We start from the raw sequence: 24,776 nt of genomic DNA, 5'->3' as shown, positions 1-24,776 counted from the left end.
AATTAAAAAATAAACAAAAAACCATGATTATAAAAATCATGGTTCGTGTGTAAATTTAAATTGAAAGTGCTACTCTAGATTTTTAACTAAAATCCAGCCAGTATATCTTATAACCGTCTGAGCTTTATTTGGCTCTGTCCAGTTGATTTCGTACCAATAAGTCGCAGTCGGAACTTTCTTACCAAAATGAGTTCCGTCCCATTTGTATCCGCTGAATTTATTCGCTTCATGGATTTTGTTTCCGTACCTGTCAAATATATTGAAAGTTAAGTTTTTTTTGTAAGATAATTCAGAATAATCTACATAATCGTTCTTATTGTCTCCATTTGGGGTAATTGCATTGATTAAATTGGGAACAGTTACCGTAACATCAATCGGTTCGCAATTATAAAAATCCTTTACATAAACTGTGTTTTCACCTCTTGGAAGATTCGCGAAGAAATTAGAATCCTGCCATTTTACTCCATCAATAGAATATTTGTAAGGTGGTGTTCCGCCAATTACATTTACGGTGATTGTATTATTTTTAATATCAAGACTAGAAATAACAGGTTGAATGGACGGTGAAACTTTTACCAATTGCTTAGTGAAACATTCTCCCGTTTTCAAATTTACCCAATAGCTTCCGACTCCAACAATGATGCTTTGCGTTGTTTCTCCGGTGCTCCATTGATAGCCGTCGAATCCAGAGCCTGCATCAAGAGTTGTTGTATTTTCGATACAGATAATTTTATCTTCTAAAACTCTCGATTTTACTGGAGGAAGTACCGTTAATGTAATTTCTGCAATGCTGAAGCATCCACCTGTGTTGATCACTTTTACATAAACTGTTCCGCTTGAAGCGATATAATTTGTTGTTTTAGGAGGCAAAATTTCATTAGTTCCATTATTAAGATCTGCTAATGTTGGATAATATTTTTTAATAGTACCAAATTCAGAGGTTACCGCAGCAGATTCAAGATTAAAAGAAGCAGTGCTCGGATTAGCTTCGATATAGCAAGACCTTAAATTAACATTTTTCACAACAGGACTTGGTGCAACCGTCAATGTTAAAGTTACCTGTTCACATCCGGCAACTGCAGGATTTCCGCAGAAATGATAAACCATAAGATCATTCCCTGTAAAACCTGAATTAGGAGTATAAGTAATTGCTCCGGTTGTAGGATTTATAGTTGCTGTTCCATGAGAAGGTGGAGTATCTATTCCTAACGTACTGACAACTAAAGCCTGTTGGCTGTTTGTAAATTGTGGATTTATTGTCTTTGAATTTTCACACAATACCACTGTTTTTACAGTGTAATCGTAGCATAATTCTACAGCATATTCTGTTGAAAATGCCGAACAGCCGCCCATGCTTACCTGCACAGAATATTTCCCGGGCTGTAAAGGTGTATGAGTAGAATTTGTAGCTCCACTAATAGGATTTCCATCAACATACCATTGATAACCTTCAAAATTATCATTCACTTGCAAAACAATTCCGGGAATACAGTTTCCTGATTTTTTGCTAATGACCGGAATAGACGAAAATCCGGCAAAATATCCTCCATATCCCACAACCCCACTTCCTCCTGCAATTCCTGCTGTGACAGCTTTGGTGGAAGTAACGGTTATATTTCCTTTAACATCGGGAATGGAATAGGATACCCAATCCAAAGTTCCGGAAACATCGTAAGGACCTTCTGTTGGGGAAGGATTATTTCCATTTACGGCTACGGTTGCTCCTTTTTCGGTTAAAATATTTAATTTAACGGTATTAATGGTAGGTGGAAGTATATCGATCATTCCGATTTCATCGATTTTTCTTGGAAGAAGACAATTTAAAGGTGGAATATAATTAAATCCGATAGTCGCACTGGAATTAGGAGTTCCCGCCAAAAGCTGATAAACATAAGCCCTTTTCGAGGTTCTTATATACATATTATAATGATCATTCCCCTGATTGATATAGTTGGTATTTGAAGTCTCATTTACTCTGTAATGTTGCCCTTCATTGATGGTTTTAACGGGAGTAAGACTTCCATTGACATAAATTTCAGTATTGTTTTCAGTGGCGACAATTAATGCATCTTCAGTAGCTGCCGAAATATTTCCGAAGCCTTTTACCAAAACAAATTCTTTTCCTAATCTTTCCACCGGAACAGATTGATCCATCACAATATCTCCACCTGTGTGAGCCGTTCCTATATTGTATTCTCCGAGAAAATTTCCGTTGGTAATCGTAATGGGCTTGTCGGATGTAATTTTAGCTCCAATAAAACCTTTTTCATTTCCTGCTGTATTTCCTTTTCCTTCAATAATGTAGGATTGCCCTTTATTTAATGTAAACGAAAAACTTGGGGTAGATGCAGCCGTAACTCCATTACTGAAAACTACGGTTGGAGCATATCCGGAGACAGTAACGACGGTATTATCTTCTGTTGCCAAAACTCCTGTTGTGAAATTCATGAAGTTGCCGGGATTCGTAATTGGAGAGACAACAGCATAAAATTTTGTTCCGATTCCTGCTTTTCCTTTTGATGTTAAAATTTCAGCGTGGCTGGTTACTGAAAATCTGAAGGTCGCAAAAAATGGTTTTTCGGCTTTTAAATAAAGTCCTTTTGTTGTAGGTGTGAATAATTCCGCATCCGTTGTGGCAATCATCATCGATGTAGGAATGTCGAGCGTTTTCGGATTTCCTTTACTAATTGCTATTGTTCCCAGTAATGTTCCGTTGTTATAAATTTCAACCGGAAAGGAAGTTCCAGAATCTGTGGAAAGATATACTGCCTGTTGAGGATTGAATAACTCAAGACTCGTTGAAAGAGGAGCAAACCAATGTTCGGTATCTCTTTGTGCCGAAACAGGTAAGGCGGTAAACAGAACCAAGAGTAAACTGTAGAGGTGTTTTTTCATGGATATGCAATTAGTTTTAACAAAAATAGAATATTATTTCGAAAAAATTGCAAATTGCATAAAAAAAACACGATTTTAAAATCGTGTTTTTAATATTTTTAATCAAATGATGTTATTCTCTGTTTTTCACCATAATCCAACCAGAGTATTTTATAGGTGTTTTTTTGCTGTTAGGCTCGTTCCAGCTTACATCAAACCAATAGTTTCCTGTGGATACTTTTTTGCCGCCAACTGTTCCGTCCCATTTGTATTGAGTGGTTTTGTTTCCTTCATGCATTTTGCTTCCGTATCTGTCATAAATACTGAATACAAAATTAGGTTTATGAGCTAATGCCGAATAATCAAGAATATCATTTACGCCATCTCCGTTTGGAGTGATTACGTTAATTAAATTTGGAATCGTGATTTCAACTTCATTTGGATTACAATCGTAAGAATCTTTTACATAAACAATGTTGTTTCCTCTCGGCACATTTTCGAAAATATTAGAATCCTGCCAATTAATATTATCCATTGAATATTGGTAAGGTGCAGTTCCTCCAATAACATTTACGGTCACTTTATTATTTGAGATATCAATATTTGAAATCACAGGCTGTTCAGAAGCGTACACTTTTACGTTTTGTCTTGTGATACAGTCTCCTGTTTTCAGATCAACCCAATATGTTCCCACTGTAACATTACTGATCGTTTGTGTTGTAGCTCCGGTGCTCCATTTGTAGGATGTAAATCCAGGACCTGCATCTAATGTTGTCGTGTCTTCCATACAGATAATTTTGTCCTCCAAAACATCTGAATAAGTAGGAGGAAAAACTATTAAGCTAACCTGAGCTACTCTGTAACATCCGTTTGCATTGATTACCTTAATATAAACAACTCCATTCGGTGCAACGTAAGTTGTTGGATATGTAATTTCATTAGTTCCGTTTTCTGCATCGGTAGGGGACGGATAATATTGCTTAATAATTCCTGTTGTCGTTGTAACCGGAGCCAGCGTTAAATCAAACAAACCTGTTGCCGGATTTGATGGAATGAAACATGTTCTTAATGTAGCATTTGTTACAGTTGGACTTTCAGAAACCGTTAAGGTTAAAGTTACCTCTTCACAATCTGTAAAATCAGGATTGTTTCCACAGAATTTGTAAACGATAGTATCTGTTCCTGTAAATCCGAAGTTTGGAGTATAGCCGATTACGCCGTTTGGATCAATAATTACTGTTCCATTTGTTGGAGGTGTTACAATTGTTACTGTACTTGGAACATAGGTTTGAGCTGAATTTGTGAATTCAGGAATGATTGATTTAAATCCTTCACAAACAGTAAGCGATTTTGTCGATTTATGAAGACAAGTATACACTTTGTAAACTGGAGTTGTTGCCGGTGGACATGTTCCAACGGTAATTCTCACGGTATAATTTCCTGAAGAAGTTGGAGTATAAGAATTTGAATTTGCACCCGCAATCGGATTTCCATTCAAAAACCATTGGTAGGTTTCGAAGCTGTCATCAACTTCCAATACAAGTCCAGGAATACAATCTCCTGTTTGTTTAGCAATCAAAGGAATTGAAGAGAATCCTGCAAAATAACCACCGTATCCTGCAGAAGAATATCCTCCGTTTACTCCGGCTGTTACAGCTTTAGTAGAGGTTACTGTCACATTTCCTGTAATACCTGTGATCGCATAAGTTACCCAGTTTGCATTTCCTGTCAATGGATATGGTCCTTGCGCAGCTGTTGGTGTCGTTCCGTTTACTGTTACGGCTGCACCTTTTTCTGTTAAAATATTTAATTTTAAAGTAATGGCAGAAGTAATTCCCGGCATTAAATTAATATTACCAATTTCATCAATTTTTCTAGGGAGGAAACAGTTCAAAGGCGGAATGTAGTTGTAACCTCCTGTATTGTTTGCAGTTCCCGCTCCAACCAATTGATATAGGTAAACATTTTTAGTTGTTCTTACATAAAGATTTGAATGACCTCCACCCTGATCTTTATATTGATTGGCTAAAATTCTGTAATATTCCCCTTCATCAATAGTCGCAACCGGAGTTGTAGCATCATTTAAATAAATATCAGTACCATTTTCTGTTGCGATGATGATACCTCCCTCCATGTTTGCCGTACTGGTAGAAATACTTTTTATCATTGCAAATTCATTTCCCAAACGGTCTGTTGGTACAGATTGATCCATGATTAAATCTGCTCCATCGGATGAGGTTGTTGTTGCATAAAATCCGTTGGCATTTCCGTTGGTTACAGAAACAGGTTTGTTGGATTCTATTTTAGCTCCGATAAATCCGTCTTTGTTTACAGCTGTTGTTGAAGATAATCCTGTCAGGATATAAGACTGACCTTTATTCAAATTCACTGTTAGAGAAAGCGGAGTTGGAGAAGGAACATTTACAAAAGAAATATTTGGATCGTAGCCTGAAACTGTCACTGTTGTGTTGTCTTCTGTTGCCAAGATTCCTGTTGTAAAGTTTTTGTCTGTTGCGGCAACAGTTACCGGAGTTGCTGCGGCATAGAATTTTGTTCCTATACCGGCTTTACCTTTTGAGGTGATAATTTCGCCATGTGAAGTAACAGCAGCTCTTAGTGAAACAAAATAAGGTCTGTCACCTTTTGTGTAAACTCCCAAATTGGTCGGAACGGCAGCGCTTGAAGCGGATGTTGTTCTGATAAAGCCTTCATTCAGGGAAAATGTTTGCGGTGCTCCTTTAGCTATGGTTACGGTACCGATTACAGTATTATTGCTATAAATTTTTACGGGAAAGGGTGTCGTAGCATCCGTAGAAAAATATAAAATATGATTGTAAACGCCACCCGTAGAAACATCGTAGTAGGGTGCAAACCAATGGTCTGTATCTCTTTGCGCAAAGAGGGTATTAATACCAAAAAGCAGTAATACCAGACTTAGTAAAAATCTGTTCATAAATATGGAATTAGGATGCGCAAAAATAACAGAATTTTTGAGATTTGGTTTGAATTATTTCTAAAAAGCTTTCGTTGTACAAATAAAAAAACCACGATCTTGAAATCGTGGTTTAAAAAATTTATATTTAAAATTTAGTCTATATTTTTTACTAAAATCCAACCTGTATATTTAATTGGAGTTTTGTCTTTGTTTGGCTCATTCCAATTGATGTGGTACCAATAAGTTCCTGTTACAATTTTCTTGTCATAATGTTTACCATCCCACTTGTAATTGTTGAATTTATCACCCGTGAAGATTTTGTTTCCATATCTGTCATAGATTACAAAAGAAAGATTGTCTTTATAAGATAGCTCACTGTAATCGATGAAATCATTTTTATTATCTCCATTCGGAGTGATCGCATTGATTAAGTTTGGTACAGTTACCTCTACAGAGATCGGTGTACAGTTGTAGAAATCTTTTACGTAGAAGGTATGTTGTCCTCTTGATAAATCTGTAAATACATTAGAGTCCTGCCAATTTGTTGGTGCATCTACTGCATATTGGTAAGGAGCTTTTCCACCTGTTACGTGTACTGTTACTGTAGTGTTAGAAATTTCGATTTCTTTAATGACAGGGTCTTCTGCTTTTTTCACTTTTACGAATTGTTTCACAAAACATCCGTTGTCTTCAAGAATTACCCAGTAATCACCTACTTGTATATTTGTAATCGTTTGTGTAGTTGCTCCTGTACTCCATTCGTAAGATGCGTATCCTGGTCCTGCATCAAGGCTTGTTCTTGCATCAATACAAATTGTTTTATCTACAAGAAGAGGAGATCTTTTTGGAGGAATTACTTTTAAAATAACTTTAGCAATTGCATAACATCCGTTGCTATTGTACACTCTTACAAAAGCTTCTCCGTTTCCAGAGATGTATGTATTTGCCATTAATATTTCGTTTGTTCCATTACTAGCATCTACAAAGGTAGGGTAGTATTTTTTAGTAATTGGACTTTCTGCTGTAACTACTGCAATTGTTAAATCAAATTTAGCTTTCGTTTCATCAGTTTCAAGGAAACATTCACTTAAAGTAGCTTCGTTTACAACAGGAGTTGGAAAGAACGACAATGTGATCTTAGCTATACCCACACAACCTTCATTCGTCATTACCTGTACATAAACAGTTCCTGCTGAAGAAAGGTAGTTTGTAGGATTTGTGATTTGATTTGTTCCTGCATTTAGATCTGCTAAAGTTGGGAAGAATTTTTTAGTTACAGGATTGTAATTTGTTACAATTGCTGTTGTAAGATCAAAGAATCCTTGTCCGTTATATTGACAAGCCTTGATTGTTGTATCTGTTAAAATGAACGGAACAACAGTTAAATTTAATGTTACATGTTCACAATCGATAAACTCTGGAGCATTACCGCAGAACTGATAAACAATTACATCTGGTCCCAAATACCCTGCTGCAGGAGTATAGGTGATCTGCCCTGAAGAATTCACAGATACTGTTCCATGTGTTGGTTGAGTAAGAATTTGTACTGTTCCCGCTACTGGTGTCTGAGTTGTCGTGAATGAAAATGCTGGAGTGATTACTTTTGTAGCACAAGCATTTAAATTGGCAGTTGTATTTCTGATACAGGCAAATACTTTATAAATAGGAGTTGTAATAGGAGGACATGTTCCCATTGAAACTTTTACGGTATAGTTTCCTGCCTGTGTTGGTGTGTATGTATTTTGGGTAGCTCCTGTAATGGCTACACCATTTAAGAACCATTGATATCCTTCATAGCTGTCATCTACTTCTAAAACTATTCCAGGTACACAATCTCCTGTTTTCTTGGCAATAACCGGAATTGAAGAGAAACCTGCAAAATATCCTCCATATCCTACAGCTCCACTACCTCCTGCAATACCTGCTGTAACTGCTTTAGAAGAATTTACTGTAATATTACCTGTTAATCCTGGAATTGAATAGGAAACCCATGCTGTTGTTCCGGTAACAGGATAAGGACCTTGTGCTGCCGTTGGTGTAACGGGTGGCGCACCATCGATACTGTAGTTAACAGTAGCTCCTGCTTCAGTTAAGATATTCAGTTTAATATCCGGACTTGCGCTTCCGTTAAGGTCGTTAATTTTAGCAATTTCATCAATTTTTCTAGGTAAGAAACAGTTCAATGGTGGGATATAATTGTATCCTAAAGTAGCAATACTCGTCGAAAGACCGGCAAGAAGCTGATAAACATATACATTTTTACTTGTTTTAATATACATGTTAAAATGCCCGTTTCCTTGATCGATATAGTTAACATTATTCGCAGGAGTTCCGTTGTTAGGACCGTTTACTCTGTAAAATTGCCCCTCATTAAGGGTTGCAACTACAGGTCCGCCGTTAACTTGTATTTCGGTATTATTTTCAGTAGCAATAATCAAAGCGTCTTCCATTTTAGCATCGACATTACCATTTCCTTTTACTAAAACAAATTCGTTTCCAAGTCTGTCAACAGGCACAGATTGATCCATAATGATATCAGAGCTTCCACCCGTTGTACCCCAAGAAAACTGTCCGTTGAAGTTACCGTTCGTTACAGAAATAGGCTTGTCAGATTCAATTTTAGCACCAATAAAACCCGTAAGGTTTCCTGCATCGGTTCCTTTTCCATCAATGATATAGGATTGCCCTTTATTTAATGTAAAAGACATAGAAGTTGGAGATGTTCCTCCTGCCGGAACATTAGAAAACACCACAGTAGGTGAGTAACCTGAAACAGTAACTACAGTGTTGTTTTCGGTAGCCATAATTCCGGCTGTAAAGTTATATAGTGAATTACCTGCTTCAGTAATAGGTGCTGCTGCAGCATAAAACTTTTTACCGATACCGGCTTTTCCTTTAGATACCAAAATTTCTCCATGACTGGTAATTGAAACTCTAAGGTTGGCATAATAAGGTTTAGAACCTTTTGTATATATACCTCTTGAGATTGGTGTAAAAAGGTCTGTCTGTGCTGTTGCCACAAGGTTAGCAGACGCTGGTGGAGCAGTTGTGCTAGGAGGTGTTGCCCCAAGTAAATTAAATACTTTCGGACTACCTTTAACAATGTTTACTGTACCAATAACAACGTTGTTATTATAAATCTCAACATCGAACGGTGTCGTAGAATCTGTCGAGAAATAAATCGATTGTGCGTGAGATGACATAGAAGCTCTAGACATCATCGGTGCAAACCAATGCTCTGTGTCTCTTTGTGCAAAGAGCGTATTAACCGACAAAAGCATTAATACTAAACTAAGTAGAAATCTTTTCATATACTAGGAATTAGGATTTCTACAAAATTAAAATAATATTTGAAATATTGTTAATAAATTGTAAATAAAGTTGTAAAATTAATCACGATTTTTAATTAAAAGCCAACCTGAGTATGAAACTGGTAATTTTGTGTCTGGCTCCGTCCATCTTAGTAAATACCAGTAAGTTCCGGTTGATAGAGGGCGTCCGTTCAGCTTTCCGTCCCAGATGTAATTTTTGTTTGAAGATCTGTAAACAGGAGCTCCGTATCGATCAACAACTTCAATAGATACATTATCTTTTATTCTTAAATCTGAATAGTTTAAAGTATCGTTAATTCCATCATTATTTGGCGTTATGGCATTAATAAGATTTAAAACTAAAAATTCTTTAATTACGGGTTGGCAACCATCTGCTCCCAAAACATAAACCGTATGCATGCCTCTTGAAAGACCCATGAAAACATTGGAAGTCTGATAATCGATTCCGTTTAAAGAATATTGGTATGGAGCTGTTCCGCCCGTCACAGAAACTGTTGCATTTGTTCCCGAAACTTCAATTTTTGTAATAGTCGGAGCTTGTGCTGTCGTTACATTTACATACTGTCGATACATACATCCATTGAATCCTAGATCAACATAATAATTTCCAGCACCTACAGTTACAGACTGTGTTGAGGCACCCGTACTCCAAGAATAAGATGTAAATCCGGGACCTGCATCTAAGATTACCGTTTCGTTGGCACAAACAATTTTATCTGTCAATCTTGTTGACGCTTTCGGTGTTTTTAAAGTTAAATTTAAAACTCCTGTACTCGGACATTCTGTTGCGCTTGTAAATCTGATATAAAAAGTACTGTTCCCTGTAATGGTTTGGTTGGCAGAAATTGCATTTGTTCCTGCTTGAGCATTTGCCAAAGTTGTATAAAACGTTAATGAAACACCTGCATTTGCGGTGAATAAAGCTTTATAATCATTAAGATTCACATTTTCAGAACCGCTGATGTCGTTGTCACAAACATCGTTGTTTGCCGTTCCTGTAATTAATGTAATTCTGTTTCCTATTTTAAAATTAATTTGTCCGAAAGCAGGAGGGCAACTTCCTGATAATGCATCAACTCTTACATACACTGTGGTGTTTGCGGTATAAGTCCAATTTGCAGGTAATGTATTTGCATTTCCGGCATTCGCATCAGTTTGACTTAAATAATATCTTACATTAAAATTGGTAGAATTTGTTACAATTTGCGGAGAAATATTTGGGAAGTTTACATTTACAATTCCATCAAAATTATCATCACAAAGGGTTGCATTATAATTTGCAGTGTTGATATTTGGAGATGGGGTAGTCGTTAGTACAATTTGAGCCACTTTTGTACATCCATATTGCGAAGTTACATTAGCATAGATAGTTCCTGCAGGGCCATTGTAAGTTGCTGGTACAGCAATCGAAGTTCCCGACAAAGTGGAGTTTGTATAATACTGAACTGTTGTTCCCGGATCTGGCGAAACACTTGCCGAGGTCAAATCGTAAGTTCCGTTTCCTGCTGCATCTGCGCAAGATGATAAAGTTCCGTTGGTTGTCTGTAAAACATCAATATTTATGATAATTTTAAAATATTCAAAATCGGCAGGGCTTCCGTTTCCTTCAACATAATAAATGAATGTATCGGTTGCATCTGCTGTAAGTCCTGCATTCGGAGTATAAGTAATTTGTCCTGTTGTAGGATTTACTGTTGCAGTTCCTGAAGTTGGTGCTAAAATAATGTTCGTATGAGAAGGATCAATGGTTTGTGTAGCTGTTGTAAAAGCTGGTGAAATCGTCTTCGTATTACAAGATCCGATATTGTATGTTGTAGTTGTAATCGGCGGACATAAGGTATATGTGTATCCTGCCGTCAATTTAGATTCACAATTATTTTTTGTCACTAAACAAGTGTAAGTTCCTGCTCCATATAATTCGGGATTGATTGAATATGATGTTGCACCAGAAATTATCGTTCCATTCAAATACCATTGGTAAGCATCATACGTATTATCAACCTGTAATAAAACTCCAAGATAACAATCTCCCGTTTTTGAAATTCCCGGAACGGATGAGAAACCTGCAAAATATCCTCCGTAACCCACAGCACCGCTTCCTGCTGCAATTCCTGCAGTTACAGATTTTGTAGAGTTTACAGTGATATTTCCTGTAACATTCGGAATAGAATAGGTTACCCAGTTTGGATTTCCGGTAACGGGATAAGGTCCATTTGCAGCTGCAATAGCACCTCCGTTGTAGGTAACTGTTGCTCCTGTCTGAGTGATGATGTTTAGTTTTGTATTAAAAGTTTGATTCCCAATTTTATTGATGAATCCAATTTCATCAACTTTATTGGGCATGAAACAACTTAGAGGAGGAATAAAATTCATTCCTCCGGTAGGATATTCATTTCCTCCTGAAACTCCGGCTAATAATTGATAAACATAAATGTTTTTATTGGAGGAAATTCCCATGTTATAGTTTCCATTCCCTTGATTGATGTAATTGCTGCTCGGAACCATATAATATTGCCCTTCATTCATTGTAATTCCAGAAGCAACGCCATTTATGGTAAGCTGGGTATTATTTTCTGTAGCAATAATCAGCGCGGTTTCCATTCCCGACGTTACAGAGCCATTGCCTTTTACCACTACGAAATCTTTTCCTAATCTATCGACAGGAACAGCCTGATCCATCAAAACATCGTTGTTTGTAAAGTTTAAATTGGTATAAATTCCATTAAAGTTTCCATTGGTAACAGAAATAGGTTTTGTGGCCTCGATTTTTGCTCCGACAAGACCATTAAGATTGTATCCTGAATCGGTACTTGTGGCATCCATGATGTAAGATTGACCTCTATTTAAAGTAAAGGTTTTAGTTGGAGTTGATGATCCGTCAGAAAAAACAACACCGGGATTGTATCCTGAAACAACGACCGATGTGTTGTCTTCTGTTGCTGTAATTCCAATCGTTGCATTTACATAATAAGCAACTCCGGTTATGGGAACAACACCTGCATAAAAAACTTTTCCTAAACCTGCCAAGCCTTTAGAAGTTACGATTTCGGCATGATTTTGAAGAGAAAATCGATAATTCGCAAAGAATTTTTTTGAACCTTTTACATACATTCCCATCGTATTTGGTGTAAAAAGATCTGCCTGATTGGTTGTAATTAAAAAATAATTGGGAATTATTAATTGAACGGGATTGTTTTTACTAACCTGTACAGTTGTATATAGCGTATTGTTATTGAAAACCTGAACATCGAACGGAGTAGTTTCATTTGTTGACAAATATAAGTATCCTTCAAGGTTATTGTTTCCTGCTTTTGCAGCCATTGGAGCAAACCAATGATCGGTATCAAGCTGTGCATTGAATAATAAGCAAAGAAAAGTACAAATGGTTAGTAGAAGTTTTTTCATTTTTCTCAATAAGGGATGCAAATGTAAGTATTAAAAATCAGATTTTTAAATAAAATTTTCACTTGTATTCTTAATGTTGTTGATTTTGTTAAATATTTAATAAATTTTTAATATTAGATAAAATCTCGTAATTGTGAAATAAAAAAATCCCGATGATAAAAACCACCGGGATCTGTATTTTAAATCTTAAAAAAAGATTAAAGGCTAATTCTGATAAATCCTGTTACTTTAAGATCAGAGTTTACAGACTTCACATAGTCAGCAACTGAAATAGAGCTGTCTTTGATGAAATCTTGGTGTACCAAAGTGTTGTCTTTGTAGAATCTCTGCATTTTACCTTTCAAGATATTGTCGATAATGTTTGCAGGTTTTCCTTCTTCAACAAGCTTGTGTCTTTCGATTTCTAATTCTTTGTCGATAGTTTCCTGAGAAACAGCCGTTTCGTCAACAGCGATTGGGTTCATAGCAGCAGCCTGCATAGAAACAGCTTTAGCAGCCTCTCCAGCTCCTTCTACGTTAGCAGAAAGTGAAGTGATCGCAGCGATTTTGTTTCCAGCGTGGATGTAAGCTCCCAAGAAAGGTCCTGTAATTCTTTCGAATGCACCGATCTCGATTTTCTCACCGATAACACCTGTCTGCTCGATCAATTTCTCAGCAACAGTGATTCCGTGGAAATCTGTAGCTAATAATTCTTCTTTAGAAGCAGCGAAGATTGCCATTTCAGCCAATTCGTAAGCCAACTCGATGAAAGCTTCGTTTTTACCTACAAAGTCAGTCTCACAGTTTAAAGAAATGATAGCACCCAAAGTGTTATCTTCGTTTACTCTAGCGATTACTGCACCTTCAGTAGACTCTCTGTCAGCTCTGTTAGCAGCAACTTTCTGTCCTTTTTTTCTAAGGATATCTACCGCTTTTTCGAAATCTCCTTCAGCTTCTACTAAAGCTTTTTTGCAGTCCATCATACCTGCACCTGTCTGGTTTCTCAATTTTGCTACGTCTGCAGCAGCTGGTGTATAAGACATAATATCTATTATTTTTTTATTTTAGATTAGTATTAATTTTTAGCTTAATTTTAAAGCAGTGCAAAGATAATGATTTTAATGATAAACTAAAAAATGACTTTTTGCGTTATTTTATATATTTAATAAATTTTTAAATGTTTAGTTAATGAAAAAAATATTTCTCCTCATATTTTTATGCATTTTTACCCTTGGCTTTTCGCAAAAAAAGAAAAAAGCGAAATCTAAAGCCATTGTAGAGAAGGAAACAGCCATCATCTATACGGAAGCAGATGCGGAAACGACAACGGAAGCCAGAGTAATTGCAGGTTTCCTGAAACAAAATCCGGGTCATGCCAAGACAGATTATTTTAAAAGAAGATTGATTACCATCATCACGGCAGGAAATTCTCCGGAAGCAAAACCTACCATAAAACCATTAAGTGAAGATAAAATCAAGCAAATGGTTTTAGAGGAAAATAGTCTTAATAATGCTAAAACAATTGCGGCAAATACAGCTGCAGCAAAAGGAAGTTCTTCGAAAGCAGAAAGAACCGTGAATTATGCAAGTGTTGCGGGATCCAGTAAAAAAGCATCCGGACCAAGTGAGCAAAATAAGAGAACAGCTGCAATGCTGACTCATTTATTTAATGATGATCCGATGGATAAGGAAGCATATATTAATATTAAGAACAGATCGAAATGTAATTTGATTGTAAAAATCGAAGGAAAAAAATATTATAACCTTGATGTTCCTGCAAACGGACAAAACTTTTTGTTGGTAGATAAAGGAAATTATATTTTAACAACGATGGTTTGTGATGCCAAATATTCATCAGTGAAAAAAATTACAAAAGATATCGAGATAGAATTGAATTTAAGTGAAGATTAAAATAATTGAAGAAGAAAGCTAATTAAAAAGCGGTTAAGAAAATTTTCTTAACCGCTTTTGTTTTTTATCCTTTAAACTGTCCCATCGAGATAAATTTATCCTGCCTTTGGGTTTCAAGTTCTTTTCCTGTGAATTTTGAGAATGCTTTAATATTCTGTAAAATTGAATTCTTCAAATTCAAATAAGCCGTCTCAGGATCGTAATGCGCTCCACCAAGAGGTTCTTCCACGATTCCGTCGATGAATTTCTCTCTCAAAGCATCTTTTGGAGTAAGGTTCAATGCGTTGGCTGCATCTTCTTTATGATCCCAGTTTCTCCAAAGGATTGATGAGCAACTTTCTGGTGCAATTACTGTGTACCAAGTGTTTTCCAACATATACACTTTGTTTCCTACACCAATTCCTAAAGCTCCACCACTTGCTCCCTCACCAATAATGTAAGTGAAGATTGGAGTTTTAAGCATCGTCATTTCGAAGATATTTCTTGCGATTGCCTCACCTTGTCCTCTTTCTTCAGCTTCCAAACCTGGATAAGCTCCCGGTGTATCAACCAAGGTTACCACAGGAATATTGAATTTTTCAGCAAGCTTCATAAGTCTCAAAGCTTTTCTGTATCCTTCAGGATTCGGCATTCCGAATCTTCTGTGCTGTCTTTCTTTAGTTGTTCTCCCTTTCTGAGTTCCGATGATCATTACTTTCTGACCATCAAGAGTAGCTAAGCCACCGATCATGGCAGGATCGTCTGCGAAATTTCTGTCTCCGTGAAGTTCCAAGAAACTTCCTTTATCTACCATTCCGTTGATATAGTCTAATGTATACGGGCGATCCGGATGACGAGATAGTTGTACTCTCTGCCAAGGCGTAAGATTAGAATAGATTTCTTTTTTCTTTTCTACAATCTTGTCCTCAATCTGGCTGCATGCTAATTTTACATCAACACCACTTTCTTCTCCTACTAAAGAACAAGTCTGAAGTTGATCTACTAGTTCTTTGATAGGAAGCTCGAAACTTAAATATTCCATTTCTTGAAGTAAATTAAATCTTTCAAATTTATGAAAAATTATCAAAAACTATTTAAAATTATTGATCGCATTGTTTATTCTGGAGATACTTTCCTCTTTACCAATAAGTTCCAAAATATCCGGAACGTCTGGACCTTTCAATTCTCCAACCAAAGCTAAACGTAAAGGCATCATCACTTTACCCATTCCCAAGCCTTTGTTTTCCGCGAAATCATGCATAATTTGCTTTAAATTTTCAGCCTTGAACTCAGCACCTTCAAAGTTTGAAGCTAATTCCCCTAAAATAGCAGAAGTTTCCTCGTTCCAAGCTTTTTTTGATGCTTTTTCATCATAAGAAGTAGGTGATTCGAAGAAAAATTTTCCGTTTTCGTAAATGTCTTTCGGGAAAGTTGCTCTTTCTTTCATCAGATGAATAATTTTTAATAATTTTTCATCTTCAATATTTAAATTTAAATCAGAATTTTTCAAAATTTGAAGCAATTCTTCATCGGATTTTTGCTGAATATATTGATGGTTGAACCATTCCGCTTTTTCTTTGCTGAATCTTGCACCGGCTTTATGAACTTTATTTAAATCAAATTCCTTTGCCATTTCATCCAACGATAAAATTTCTTTATCATCTGCAGGAGACCAACCCAAAAGTGCCACCATATTGATGAATGCTTCCGGAAGATAACCGCTTTCTCTATATCCTTTAGAAATATTTCCTGTCGCAGGATCTGTAAAATTTAACGGGAAAACAGGGAATCCGAATTTATCGCCGTCTCTTTTGCTTAATTTTCCTTTTCCTTCGGGCTTTAAAATCAAAGAAAGGTGCGCAAACTGAGGTGCTTCCCAACCCATTGCTTCATATAATAAAGTATGCAAACCCAAGGAAGGCAGCCATTCTTCACCACGGATAACGTGAGAAATTTCCATTTCGTGGTCATCAATGATGTTGGCGAAATGATAAGTCGGCATTCCGTCGTTTTTCACCAAAACTTTATCGTCTAAAGTATTTGTATTTACCGAAGAATTTCCACGGATAATGTCTACAAGATTTAAAGTTCTGTCAACAGGCATTTTGAATCTTACAACATACGGAGTTTTTTCATCCAACAATTTTTGAACTTCCTCTTCAGAAAGTGCAATGCTGTTTCTCAAACGGTTTCTTGTTTTGTTGTCGTAAGAGAAAACATCACCTTTCGCTTCGTATTCAGCACGGATTGCGTCCAATTCTTCGGCTGTATCGAAAGCGATGTAAGCATAATCCGTTTTCAGGATCTGTTCTGTATATTTGTCGTAAATATCTCTTCTCTCAGATTGTCTGTAAGGAGCAAATTTCCCTCCTTTTTTAGGACTTTCGTCGGCGATGATTCCGCACCATTCAAGGGCTTCCTCGATGTATTCTTCTGCTCCTTCAACGTATCTTGCGGTGTCTGTATCTTCAATTCTCAATACAAATTCACCACCCTGATTTTTAGCAAAAAGATAATCATATAATGCGGTTCTTACGCCTCCCAAATGCAAAGGTCCTGTAGGACTTGGAGCAAAACGTACTCTTACTTTCTCCATTTCAATTAAAATTTTGATGCAAATTTACTTAAAATTATGTTTTTTAATGATGTTTAATGTTTGGGTTATTGGCTTTTTTGTTTTGAATATTTACATTTGTACAAATTAATAAGAAGTAAATTATGTTAGAAATCGGAGAAAGACCGTGGGGAAAATATTTTGTATTGGCAGATGAGCCAAATTACAAGCTAAAAAGAATTGAAGTAAATCCGGGACAAAAATTGTCTTACCAATATCACCACAAAAGACAGGAGCAATGGACAATCATCGAAGGCGATGCAACCGTTGTTTTGGATGATAAGGAAATCAGCTTAAAGTATGGTGAAAGTATTTTCATTCCTCTTGGTGCAAAGCACAGAATGATGAATCTTTCCGATAAACCTGTTGTTTTCATCGAAGTTCAGACAGGAACGTATTTTGGTGAAGATGATATTGTGAGGATTGAGGATGATTATGATAGGAACTAGATAAAATAAAGGTTACTGTTTAAACAGTAACCCTTTTTTATTTAAAACAAACTTTTAAACCAAAGCTTGAATTTTTTCGTTGATGATAAATCGAGCTGTAAATCTTTTTGAGGATATTTTTTAGCAAAAGAAGATATAAACTCATCAATGCTTTTTGCAGGGAAAAAAGAGATCTCTTTCCATTGTGTTTTATCTAATGGATGAAAATCTTTAAAATTTTTATAATTATTTGCATTCAAATCGTTCCAGAGATTTAAGAATGTAGATGTATCAAAATCATTTTTATGTCCCCAGTTATTAATTTTCTCGATAATTTCCTGCACATCTCTTGCCCAAGATTGATGAATAAGGTAAAAATCCAATGGTAAAGTTTTTCCTTTATTGGTAAGTCTTGCGTATTCATATTTTGGGTAATTGGTAATCAGCATACATTTCTCTTCAAATGGAGTAATTACAAAATAACCTTCGTTATTATGTTTAAATAAAGTCACAAAATTTACTTGAAAATTAAATGATTTCTTTTCAGGATTTTTTAAAAGATAGCTATGCCTTCTTAAGAATTGTGCTAGTTTTTTAAAATCATAAGCATATTCGTCTCCATCTATATGAATATGCCATCCACCTGATCCCATTTTTTCAGCCATCATATTTCTTTGTCGGGTTTCCAATTCCATTGGCTGCATTCCCGGGATGAAAAAAGAATCTTTGTAAAATACAATCTTGTTTTGCTTATCTAGATTTTTTATTTCTGAAAAAAAACTTTCAGGAATAAATACTTCATTTCCTGCCCATGTTTTTCCGTTGGCATCATAACTTATGACAATTTTATCTACCTCTTCATAAATTTGTTTTATGGATGTAATTATATACGAATAGTCATAGGACAGAAGATATCCGGCTTTGATTATATTTTTTTTGTAACTCATAATTTGCAATAAATGCTTAATTTCGTTTTCCTAAAAAGGCAGGACAAAATAATAAATTTAAAATGGGAATTAAAAGATTTTTTAAAAATAAAATAAAGGATCGAAATTTTATTAAAAATAAAAGGAAGCTTAAGATCAATCATTTTGAGCTTGATTTTTTTAAAAACTATCGATTTAGTTTTACCGCCGAACCCAATCCTGAGGTTTCCATTATTATTCCTGTTTACAACCAAATAAGATATACTCTTAATTGCCTATATACTATCGAGCAACATGATAAAAATGTTTCAAAAGAAATTATCATCATCAACGATAATAGTTCGGATGATACACTAGAATATCTGAAAAAAATTCCCGGAATTGTAATAATTGATAATTCTGAAAATTTAGGTTTCCTTCGAAATATTAATAAAGGAATTCAAACAGCAAAAGGAAAATATGTTTACTTACTGAATAACGATGTTGAGGTTCAGGAAAATTATTTATCCAGCCTTTTGGATGTTTTTAAATTAAAAGAAAATGTGGGAGCTGTCGGTTCCAAAATGGTTTTTGCAGACAATACTTTGCAGGAAGCGGGATGCCTCATATTTAAAGATACAGAAATTGTAAATTTAGGAAGATGTGAAGCAATTGACACTCCGAAATATAATTTTTTGAGAAAAGTCGATTATTGCTCAGGTTGTAGTTTGCTGCTTAAGAGGACAAGTGAACATGGTAATTTAAACCTTTTGGATGAAGCATTTTTACCTGCATATTATGAAGAAACAGATCTTTGTCAGAGATTAAAATATGAACAAAATTTAGATATTTATTATCAGCCAAATTCTGAGATTGTTCATTTTGAAAATATTTCTTACACCGGAAAAGATAATGGTAAAGAGCTGCTTCTTCAAAAAAATAGAGAGACTTTTATGTCTCGTTGGAACCAATATTTTACCAATGAAAGGTTTTTTGATAAGGACAAACGAAATAATATTAATGCTTTTTACAAAAAACCAAATATTCTTATTTTGGAAGAAAATATGCCGATGCCGGATAAAGATTCTGGATCGAGAAGGTTTCTTGAAATTGTAAAAATTCTTCAGAAAAATAATCATAGAATTATTTTGGCTGTGCAAAAAGTAAATGAGACGGATGATGTGTATGTCAAATTTTTCAGGAGCTTAGGCGTAGAAGTTTGTCAGGATTATGTAAATGCTCAAAATAACATGGTGAAGGTTCACGAACAAGTAGAAGAAGCTATTCATTATATTGATGTGATTTGGATTTTCAGACCTTTGGGATTCGATTTCTGGTATAAAAAGGTTAAGAATAAGATTGCAGGAAAAAAAATTATCTATGATATGGTAGATCTTCATTATTTAAGAATGGAGAGAGAAAATAAATATATAGAAGTAACAAAGAGCAGAAAAAAAGAAATGAAATTTTTTCTGGAAAAAGAATATTTTGGAATGGAAAAAGCGGACGCTGTAATTTCTATAAGCGATGAAGAAAAGAAGATTGTTTCAGAGCAGGGAATAAAAAATGAAAAAATCTTTACGGTAAGTAATATTCATGAACCTGTCATCAGTGAAAATATTGAATTTTCCAAAAGGCAAGGACTTTTATTTATCGGAGGATTTTATCATATGCCCAATATGGATGCCGTAAAATTTTTATATGAAAGTATAATGCCTTTGGTCTGGGCTAAAGATGATTCTATTAAAATTAATATCTTGGGACCAAATTTCCCTGATGAAATAAAAGATAAATACAATTCGGATAAATTTCAAATATTAGGCTACCAAAAAAGTGTTGACTTCTGGTTTGAAAATGCAAGAATATTTGTTGCTCCGTTACGATATGGCGCGGGTGTAAAAGGTAAAATCGGACAAGCTTTAGAATTTGGTCTTCCGGTTGTGACAACAACAATAGGTGCCGAAGGAATGGATCTGGAAGAAGGAAAAACAGCATTGGTTTCGGATGAAGATCCACAAAACTTTGCAGATAAAATTTTGGACCTTTATCATAATGAAAATCTTTGGCAGACGTTGCATAAAAATAGTTCGTTACCGTTAGAAAAATTTTCGATTGGTTATCAGGAAAAAAATATTAAAAACCTACTGAATTATTTAGGTTTTAATGATTAAAAAAATAGGCTTCAAATTTTTGAAGACTATTTTTCTATGATTTGCTTTATCCAATTACTAAAGCCGTATTTTTTTACAATCTCTTCTGATAATTGATGATATGGCGTTTTTAAAAACTGTTCAATATTTTTATAATTGTCATTTTCTACGACAAAGATATTATCAGGATGGTAAAAGTCATAATTTTTCACCATGATATTATCTGTAATTACCTTTTTTTCATAATATAAACCTTCAAAAAAACGTATTGAAAGCCCATTGTGTAAAGGATCTACAAAATCCAACAGAACATCGGAATCTTTTACCAATTCTAAATTTTCCGCAAAACTTATTCTGTTTTGTGTATATCTAATTTTTTCATTTCTTTTCTCAGGTTCTTTGAAATATTGAATGAAAATAGACAGATCAACGGATAAGTTTGAAACATTGTCTATAAACTTGTCAATTTTTTCTTCTCTGCTTTTCCAGTACAAACCCACAAAATACAGTTTTGGTTTTTCCGTATCATATTTTTTGAAAGAAGGAGGAAGAATATCGAAATAAAAGTTGGTAATGGATCTGATATTGGGTTGAGATTCTACTTTTTCGAAACAAAAAAAAGTATCAAACAGATTAAAATAATTTTTAATCTCAGGAAATTTTTCAATTCCATCCCATTGATAAGCAATCAGCTTTTTGGTTTTTTGTTTTAAATTTTTAATAAAATCAATTGGGAAATTATCGGGTCTTATCACCAGAATATAATCCAACTGATCTTTTATTTCAGAAATACTTTTATTAAGTTCTTCAAGAAAATGTCTGCTAATTAGTTCCTGCTTATAATTTTTGTTTCGAAAAACATTCTTAACAAAAAAATTTTTAATGCTTTGCGTTCCTTTATATTTAAATTCTGAAACTTTATCGGTTATTAAATAAGTTTCAAATCCAACCTTATCCAAGTTCTCTAAAAATAATTTAGGGAAATCGGAATAATCTGGCATTATTAAAAGAAATTTTTTCTTTTTCACCATTTTATTTAGAACTAAATAATTTGAAAATTAATATTTTAAAATGTTTTCGAAGACTGTTTACAGGATTATTAAAATATTCTTTTTTTATTGATTGATGATCTTTTAAACTGACGTGATTTAAAAATTTAAAATATGTTTTTTCGATTCTTTTCAGATTAATATTATCATTAAATGCAGGGTTTACTTCTTGAAAAGTTTTTTCCATTTCCCGTAAAGCATCAGTAGAATAATTTGAATGATGCTTGTAATTTCCTATGATTATTTTCTTTAAATAAGAAATATAATAGGCAATAACACCTTTTTCGGGATATTGCAGATAATATTTATTGAAAATTGTTTTAATAACACTCAGATATCCTAAAAGATTTTTATCACTGTTTTTTTTTGTGATTGAGTGAGCATTGTCTACTGTATAAAGATAAGTGATTTCGGGAATAAATGTTACGTTTTCAGCTTTGAACATTGTTTCAAAAAACCAGAGTTCGTCTTCATGATAAATTCCACTTAAAAATTTTAAATTATTTTCTTTTAAAAATGAATTTCTGTATAATTTATTTTGAGCAATTGGACTAAGACCTTCGGTAATATTTTTGATGAGAGCTTCAGAGTTTTTATTATCTAATACCTGTTTTTCTTTTGGATGTGGCAAGACCGAAATATTTTCCTTCTTTTCCCAAGTATAGGTTGCTGTTTTGCCTACAATAATATCTTCTCTCCCAGTATATGATGACAGTAAAGATTCAATGGCATTTAGTGGAAGCAAATCATCACTGTCGCAAAATAAAATAAAATCTCCGATTGCTTTTTCCAGTCCGAAATTTCTTGTATCTGAGAGGCCTTTATTTTCCTGGCTGTAGATGTGAAATCTTTCATCAGAAAAAGTATTGATTATTTCTAAGGTATCATCTGTACTTCCATCATTAATGATAATACATTCGATGTTTTTATAAGTCTGATTTTGAATGCTTTCGAGGACGTCTTTTACATAATAAGACGCATTAAAGCATGGAACTATAATGCTTATAAGATTAGAATTATTCATCCTTAGTTAAATTTTTTTCAATGTAGAGCTTACTTCTTCTATAGAAAACGGTTTCAAACTGTCAATGGAATGATCGCGCAATGTGTTCCAAAGTTCTTCATTATTGTTCAGTTGAAGAATAGCTTCAGCAAAAGATTTTTCGTTGTTGGCAATCAGTACATTTTTTTTATCGATTAATTTCATTCCTTCTGCTCCGATGTCTGTGGTAACGACGGGAAAAAAATATTCAAAGGCCTGACCGATTTTCCCTTTTACACCTGCTCCGAATCTCAATGGAGCAACCATAATTTTTGAATTAATGAAATGTTCTTCAATACTTTCTACAAATCCTAAAAACTTGAATTTCGGGTATTGTTTGATGTCTAATTTATCGGCTACGTTTCCTATGACACTTACTTCAAGTTCTGGGTTTTCTTTCCATACAAGAGGCATTATTTTATCATACAAAAACTTTACGGCATCAATATTTGGCTCGTGAATAGATCCGATGAAAATAATTCCTTTACTTTCATTAAAGCTTTTTCTCTCTGAAACATCAATTTTAGGATAATGGATATTAGAAATTGTTATGATTTTATTTTTATCCGCATATTGACTCATGATCTCTTTCTCTTTGTCGGAAATAGCAATAATATAATCGAGCTGAGGTGCAACAATTGTTTCTAATCGGAAGAAATGTTTATAATTTTTCTTTAAAGAAATACGATTTGGCTCTATCTCTATGGCTCTTTTATATCGTAAAAAATGAATATCCACCATGTCATATATGAATTTTGTAGGCGGTAAAATACTTTTCATCTTTTTGTAGAATAAATTCAAGGCAAGAGGACCATTAAGCCAAACAAAATCTACATTTTTAAAGGAAGATAAAAAATTGTAAATCGTTTTGTATTTATTATTTTCCACAAACACAATCACATTATGCTTCTGATAAAATTTTACATAAGAATCATCCTCAAACATATTTGGCGCAAACAAAATGCAGTTATATCCCAATCCTTTATAAATTAAAATAATTTCCTTAAGTCTGTTGGATCCGGAATCTTTATCATGACTAGGAAAATCTCTCGAAGCAAAAAGAATTGTTTTTTTTGAAGAATCATACAAACTGATGTTTACAATATCCTGTGTTTTCAGTTCTTTAAGTTTTTCTTTTCTTCTAAAGTGTTTTTTCAGTTTTTTTAAGATTCCCATTTGTTAGTTTTTATTACCAAGTTCAAAAACTTTGCTTACCCAACAGTCCAAAGTATAACTGTAATAGATTTCTTCCGGAATTTTTTCATAAGGTATTTCAAAAAAAGATTGATCCAGATTACTGCAAGTTTCATTCAAAACCAAGATGTTGTTCGGATTATAAAAATCATAAGTTTTAATAAATTCGTTGTCTGTGATAATCTTTTTTTCCAACGCCATTGCTTCAAAAACTCTAAAACTTAAACCGTATTGATTTTCGCGCGTAAGATCCAGCAAAGCTCTGGAATTTTTATAAAACTTAGGTAGTTTGTCATGATTTATTTTCTTGATACTGAAAATAATGTGAAGATTTTCAGGAACTGAAATGAAAATATTTTTAAGCTGATGTTTCCAGCCTTTTTTTCCAATTACAATAATTTGAAATTTTAAACTTAATTCAAGAAGCCTTTTTGTAAGCAATTTTATAAAAGCAACTCTTTTATTATCATAAGATGTAATATAAAAAAGATCCATTTTTTGATCTTGCTTAGTATTACAGAGGTGAGGTAAATAAATATAATTGGTTAATTTTTCAAAACCATATTTTTGAACATCAGCAATATCGAAGGAAAAAATTTTATCAAACAGCTTCAGCTTTTCTTTTTCAACGTGTAATCTGTCGAGACTGTCGTACAAATAAGTGATTAATCTATCAGAATATTTTTGGATTTTTTCCAGAGTAGACAAATCAAAAGTATCAGGGTTTAATACAAGAATCTGATCCTGATGTCCTAATTTCTCCAAAGAATCCAAAACAAATTTTTGTCTCTTTTCTGTTTTTAAGTTTTTATTGAGGAAGATCTTACTTACAGCATTGGTCGCCCTTTCACTAAAGTTTGAATGCGTAACATCCGCTAATTTAATATGATAAGCTTCAATGTTTTTGGAGCGCAACGTATCAACGATATGTTCATCATATCCCCAAAAATCGAAACTAATAACGCAAATCTTCATCCAA

At 34.2% G+C, this 24,776-nt stretch carries 15 protein-coding genes; 3 read left to right on the top strand and 12 right to left on the bottom strand.

Annotated features, from left to right (window positions below):
- Positions 1 to 69 precede the first annotated feature (69 nt).
- The 5 genes from ACKX2A_RS09475 to tsf form a co-directional block, all read right to left on the bottom strand.
- Positions 70 to 2,895: a T9SS type B sorting domain-containing protein gene (locus ACKX2A_RS09475; protein ID WP_415329141.1), complete on the bottom strand. Its 2,826-nt coding sequence runs from the start codon at positions 2,893 to 2,895 to the stop codon at positions 70 to 72.
- A gap of 112 nt (positions 2,896 to 3,007) precedes the next feature.
- Positions 3,008 to 5,827 (bottom strand): T9SS type B sorting domain-containing protein, encoded by a 2,820-nt coding sequence (locus ACKX2A_RS09470; RefSeq protein WP_415329139.1) that lies wholly within the window; start codon positions 5,825 to 5,827, stop codon positions 3,008 to 3,010.
- 134 nt (positions 5,828 to 5,961) lie between these two features.
- On the bottom strand, positions 5,962 to 9,120 hold the full coding sequence (locus tag ACKX2A_RS09465; protein WP_415329137.1) for a gliding motility-associated C-terminal domain-containing protein: 3,159 nt from the start codon (positions 9,118 to 9,120) through the stop codon (positions 5,962 to 5,964).
- A gap of 78 nt (positions 9,121 to 9,198) precedes the next feature.
- Positions 9,199 to 12,546 (bottom strand): T9SS type B sorting domain-containing protein, encoded by a 3,348-nt coding sequence (locus tag ACKX2A_RS09460; RefSeq protein ID WP_415329135.1) that lies wholly within the window; start codon positions 12,544 to 12,546, stop codon positions 9,199 to 9,201.
- A gap of 197 nt (positions 12,547 to 12,743) precedes the next feature.
- Positions 12,744 to 13,568 (bottom strand): translation elongation factor Ts, encoded by an 825-nt coding sequence (gene tsf, locus ACKX2A_RS09455; RefSeq protein WP_415329133.1) that lies wholly within the window; start codon positions 13,566 to 13,568, stop codon positions 12,744 to 12,746.
- Positions 13,569 to 13,713: 145 nt separating this feature from the next.
- Between tsf and ACKX2A_RS09450 the strand changes: the two genes are divergently transcribed.
- Positions 13,714 to 14,436 carry a DUF6759 domain-containing protein gene (locus ACKX2A_RS09450; RefSeq protein WP_415329131.1) on the top strand — a complete coding sequence of 241 codons (723 nt, stop codon included), beginning with the start codon at positions 13,714 to 13,716 and terminating at the stop codon, positions 14,434 to 14,436.
- Between the two features lie 64 nt (positions 14,437 to 14,500).
- Here ACKX2A_RS09450 and ACKX2A_RS09445 read toward each other — a convergent pair whose 3' ends face one another.
- On the bottom strand, positions 14,501 to 15,457 hold the full coding sequence (locus ACKX2A_RS09445) for an acetyl-CoA carboxylase carboxyltransferase subunit alpha (protein WP_415329129.1): 957 nt from the start codon (positions 15,455 to 15,457) through the stop codon (positions 14,501 to 14,503).
- A gap of 48 nt (positions 15,458 to 15,505) precedes the next feature.
- On the bottom strand, positions 15,506 to 17,011 hold the full coding sequence (gene gltX, locus ACKX2A_RS09440) for a glutamate--tRNA ligase (protein ID WP_415329127.1): 1,506 nt from the start codon (positions 17,009 to 17,011) through the stop codon (positions 15,506 to 15,508).
- A 122-nt stretch (positions 17,012 to 17,133) separates the two neighbouring features.
- On the opposite strand from gltX, the gene ACKX2A_RS09435 reads away from it, so the two are divergent.
- Positions 17,134 to 17,478 carry a phosphomannose isomerase type II C-terminal cupin domain gene (locus tag ACKX2A_RS09435; RefSeq protein WP_415329126.1) on the top strand — a complete coding sequence of 115 codons (345 nt, stop codon included), beginning with the start codon at positions 17,134 to 17,136 and terminating at the stop codon, positions 17,476 to 17,478.
- Positions 17,479 to 17,519: 41 nt separating this feature from the next.
- On the opposite strand, the gene ACKX2A_RS09430 is transcribed toward ACKX2A_RS09435, so the two are convergent.
- Entirely contained in the window at positions 17,520 to 18,404 is an 885-nt protein-coding gene (locus ACKX2A_RS09430) for a hypothetical protein (RefSeq protein WP_415329124.1), read from the bottom strand.
- 62 nt (positions 18,405 to 18,466) lie between these two features.
- Between ACKX2A_RS09430 and ACKX2A_RS09425 the strand changes: the two genes are divergently transcribed.
- The gene (locus tag ACKX2A_RS09425; protein ID WP_415329122.1) at positions 18,467 to 20,533 is read left to right on the top strand and encodes a glycosyltransferase; all 2,067 of its coding nucleotides are present in this window, start codon (positions 18,467 to 18,469) and stop codon (positions 20,531 to 20,533) included.
- 26 nt (positions 20,534 to 20,559) lie between these two features.
- Here the strand turns inward: ACKX2A_RS09425 and ACKX2A_RS09420 are convergent, their stop codons facing one another.
- The 4 genes from ACKX2A_RS09420 to ACKX2A_RS09405 are packed head-to-tail and all read right to left on the bottom strand — an operon-like array spanning position 20,560 to position 24,772.
- The gene (locus ACKX2A_RS09420; RefSeq protein ID WP_415329120.1) at positions 20,560 to 21,513 is read right to left on the bottom strand and encodes a hypothetical protein; all 954 of its coding nucleotides are present in this window, start codon (positions 21,511 to 21,513) and stop codon (positions 20,560 to 20,562) included.
- 31 nt (positions 21,514 to 21,544) lie between these two features.
- Complete coding sequence (locus tag ACKX2A_RS09415) at positions 21,545 to 22,585, bottom strand: glycosyltransferase family 2 protein (protein ID WP_415329118.1); 1,041 nt, start codon at positions 22,583 to 22,585, stop codon at positions 21,545 to 21,547.
- A gap of 6 nt (positions 22,586 to 22,591) precedes the next feature.
- Positions 22,592 to 23,779, bottom strand: a complete 1,188-nt coding sequence (locus tag ACKX2A_RS09410) for a glycosyltransferase (RefSeq protein WP_415329116.1) — start codon at positions 23,777 to 23,779, stop codon at positions 22,592 to 22,594.
- Between the two features lie 3 nt (positions 23,780 to 23,782).
- Complete coding sequence (locus ACKX2A_RS09405) at positions 23,783 to 24,772, bottom strand: hypothetical protein (RefSeq protein WP_415329114.1); 990 nt, start codon at positions 24,770 to 24,772, stop codon at positions 23,783 to 23,785.
- Positions 24,773 to 24,776 lie beyond the last annotated feature (4 nt).

It is taken from the genome of Chryseobacterium sp. MMS23-Vi53 (assembly GCF_047651245.1).
Classification (GTDB): domain Bacteria; phylum Bacteroidota; class Bacteroidia; order Flavobacteriales; family Weeksellaceae; genus Chryseobacterium.
The sequence above is the reverse complement of the archived record's forward strand: the minus strand, read 5'-3'. Positions and strand labels throughout refer to the sequence as shown.

Bases quoted from the DNA above. Each gene is read 5' to 3' on its own strand.
- ACKX2A_RS09475 (WP_415329141.1), bottom strand. From the start codon at position 2,895: ATGAAAAAACACCTCTACAGTTTACTCTTGGTTCTGTTTACCGCCTTA.
- ACKX2A_RS09470 (WP_415329139.1), bottom strand. From the start codon at position 5,827: ATGAACAGATTTTTACTAAGTCTGGTATTACTGCTTTTTGGTATTAAT.
- ACKX2A_RS09465 (WP_415329137.1), bottom strand. From the start codon at position 9,120: ATGAAAAGATTTCTACTTAGTTTAGTATTAATGCTTTTGTCGGTTAAT.
- ACKX2A_RS09460 (WP_415329135.1), bottom strand. From the start codon at position 12,546: ATGAAAAAACTTCTACTAACCATTTGTACTTTTCTTTGCTTATTATTC.
- tsf (WP_415329133.1), bottom strand. From the start codon at position 13,568: ATGTCTTATACACCAGCTGCTGCAGACGTAGCAAAATTGAGAAACCAG.
- ACKX2A_RS09450 (WP_415329131.1), top strand. From the start codon at position 13,714: ATGAAAAAAATATTTCTCCTCATATTTTTATGCATTTTTACCCTTGGC.
- ACKX2A_RS09445 (WP_415329129.1), bottom strand. From the start codon at position 15,457: ATGGAATATTTAAGTTTCGAGCTTCCTATCAAAGAACTAGTAGATCAA.
- gltX (WP_415329127.1), bottom strand. From the start codon at position 17,011: ATGGAGAAAGTAAGAGTACGTTTTGCTCCAAGTCCTACAGGACCTTTG.
- ACKX2A_RS09435 (WP_415329126.1), top strand. From the start codon at position 17,134: ATGTTAGAAATCGGAGAAAGACCGTGGGGAAAATATTTTGTATTGGCA.
- ACKX2A_RS09430 (WP_415329124.1), bottom strand. From the start codon at position 18,404: ATGAGTTACAAAAAAAATATAATCAAAGCCGGATATCTTCTGTCCTAT.
- ACKX2A_RS09425 (WP_415329122.1), top strand. From the start codon at position 18,467: ATGGGAATTAAAAGATTTTTTAAAAATAAAATAAAGGATCGAAATTTT.
- ACKX2A_RS09420 (WP_415329120.1), bottom strand. From the start codon at position 21,513: ATGCCAGATTATTCCGATTTCCCTAAATTATTTTTAGAGAACTTGGAT.
- ACKX2A_RS09415 (WP_415329118.1), bottom strand. From the start codon at position 22,585: ATGAATAATTCTAATCTTATAAGCATTATAGTTCCATGCTTTAATGCG.
- ACKX2A_RS09410 (WP_415329116.1), bottom strand. From the start codon at position 23,779: ATGGGAATCTTAAAAAAACTGAAAAAACACTTTAGAAGAAAAGAAAAA.
- ACKX2A_RS09405 (WP_415329114.1), bottom strand. From the start codon at position 24,772: ATGAAGATTTGCGTTATTAGTTTCGATTTTTGGGGATATGATGAACAT.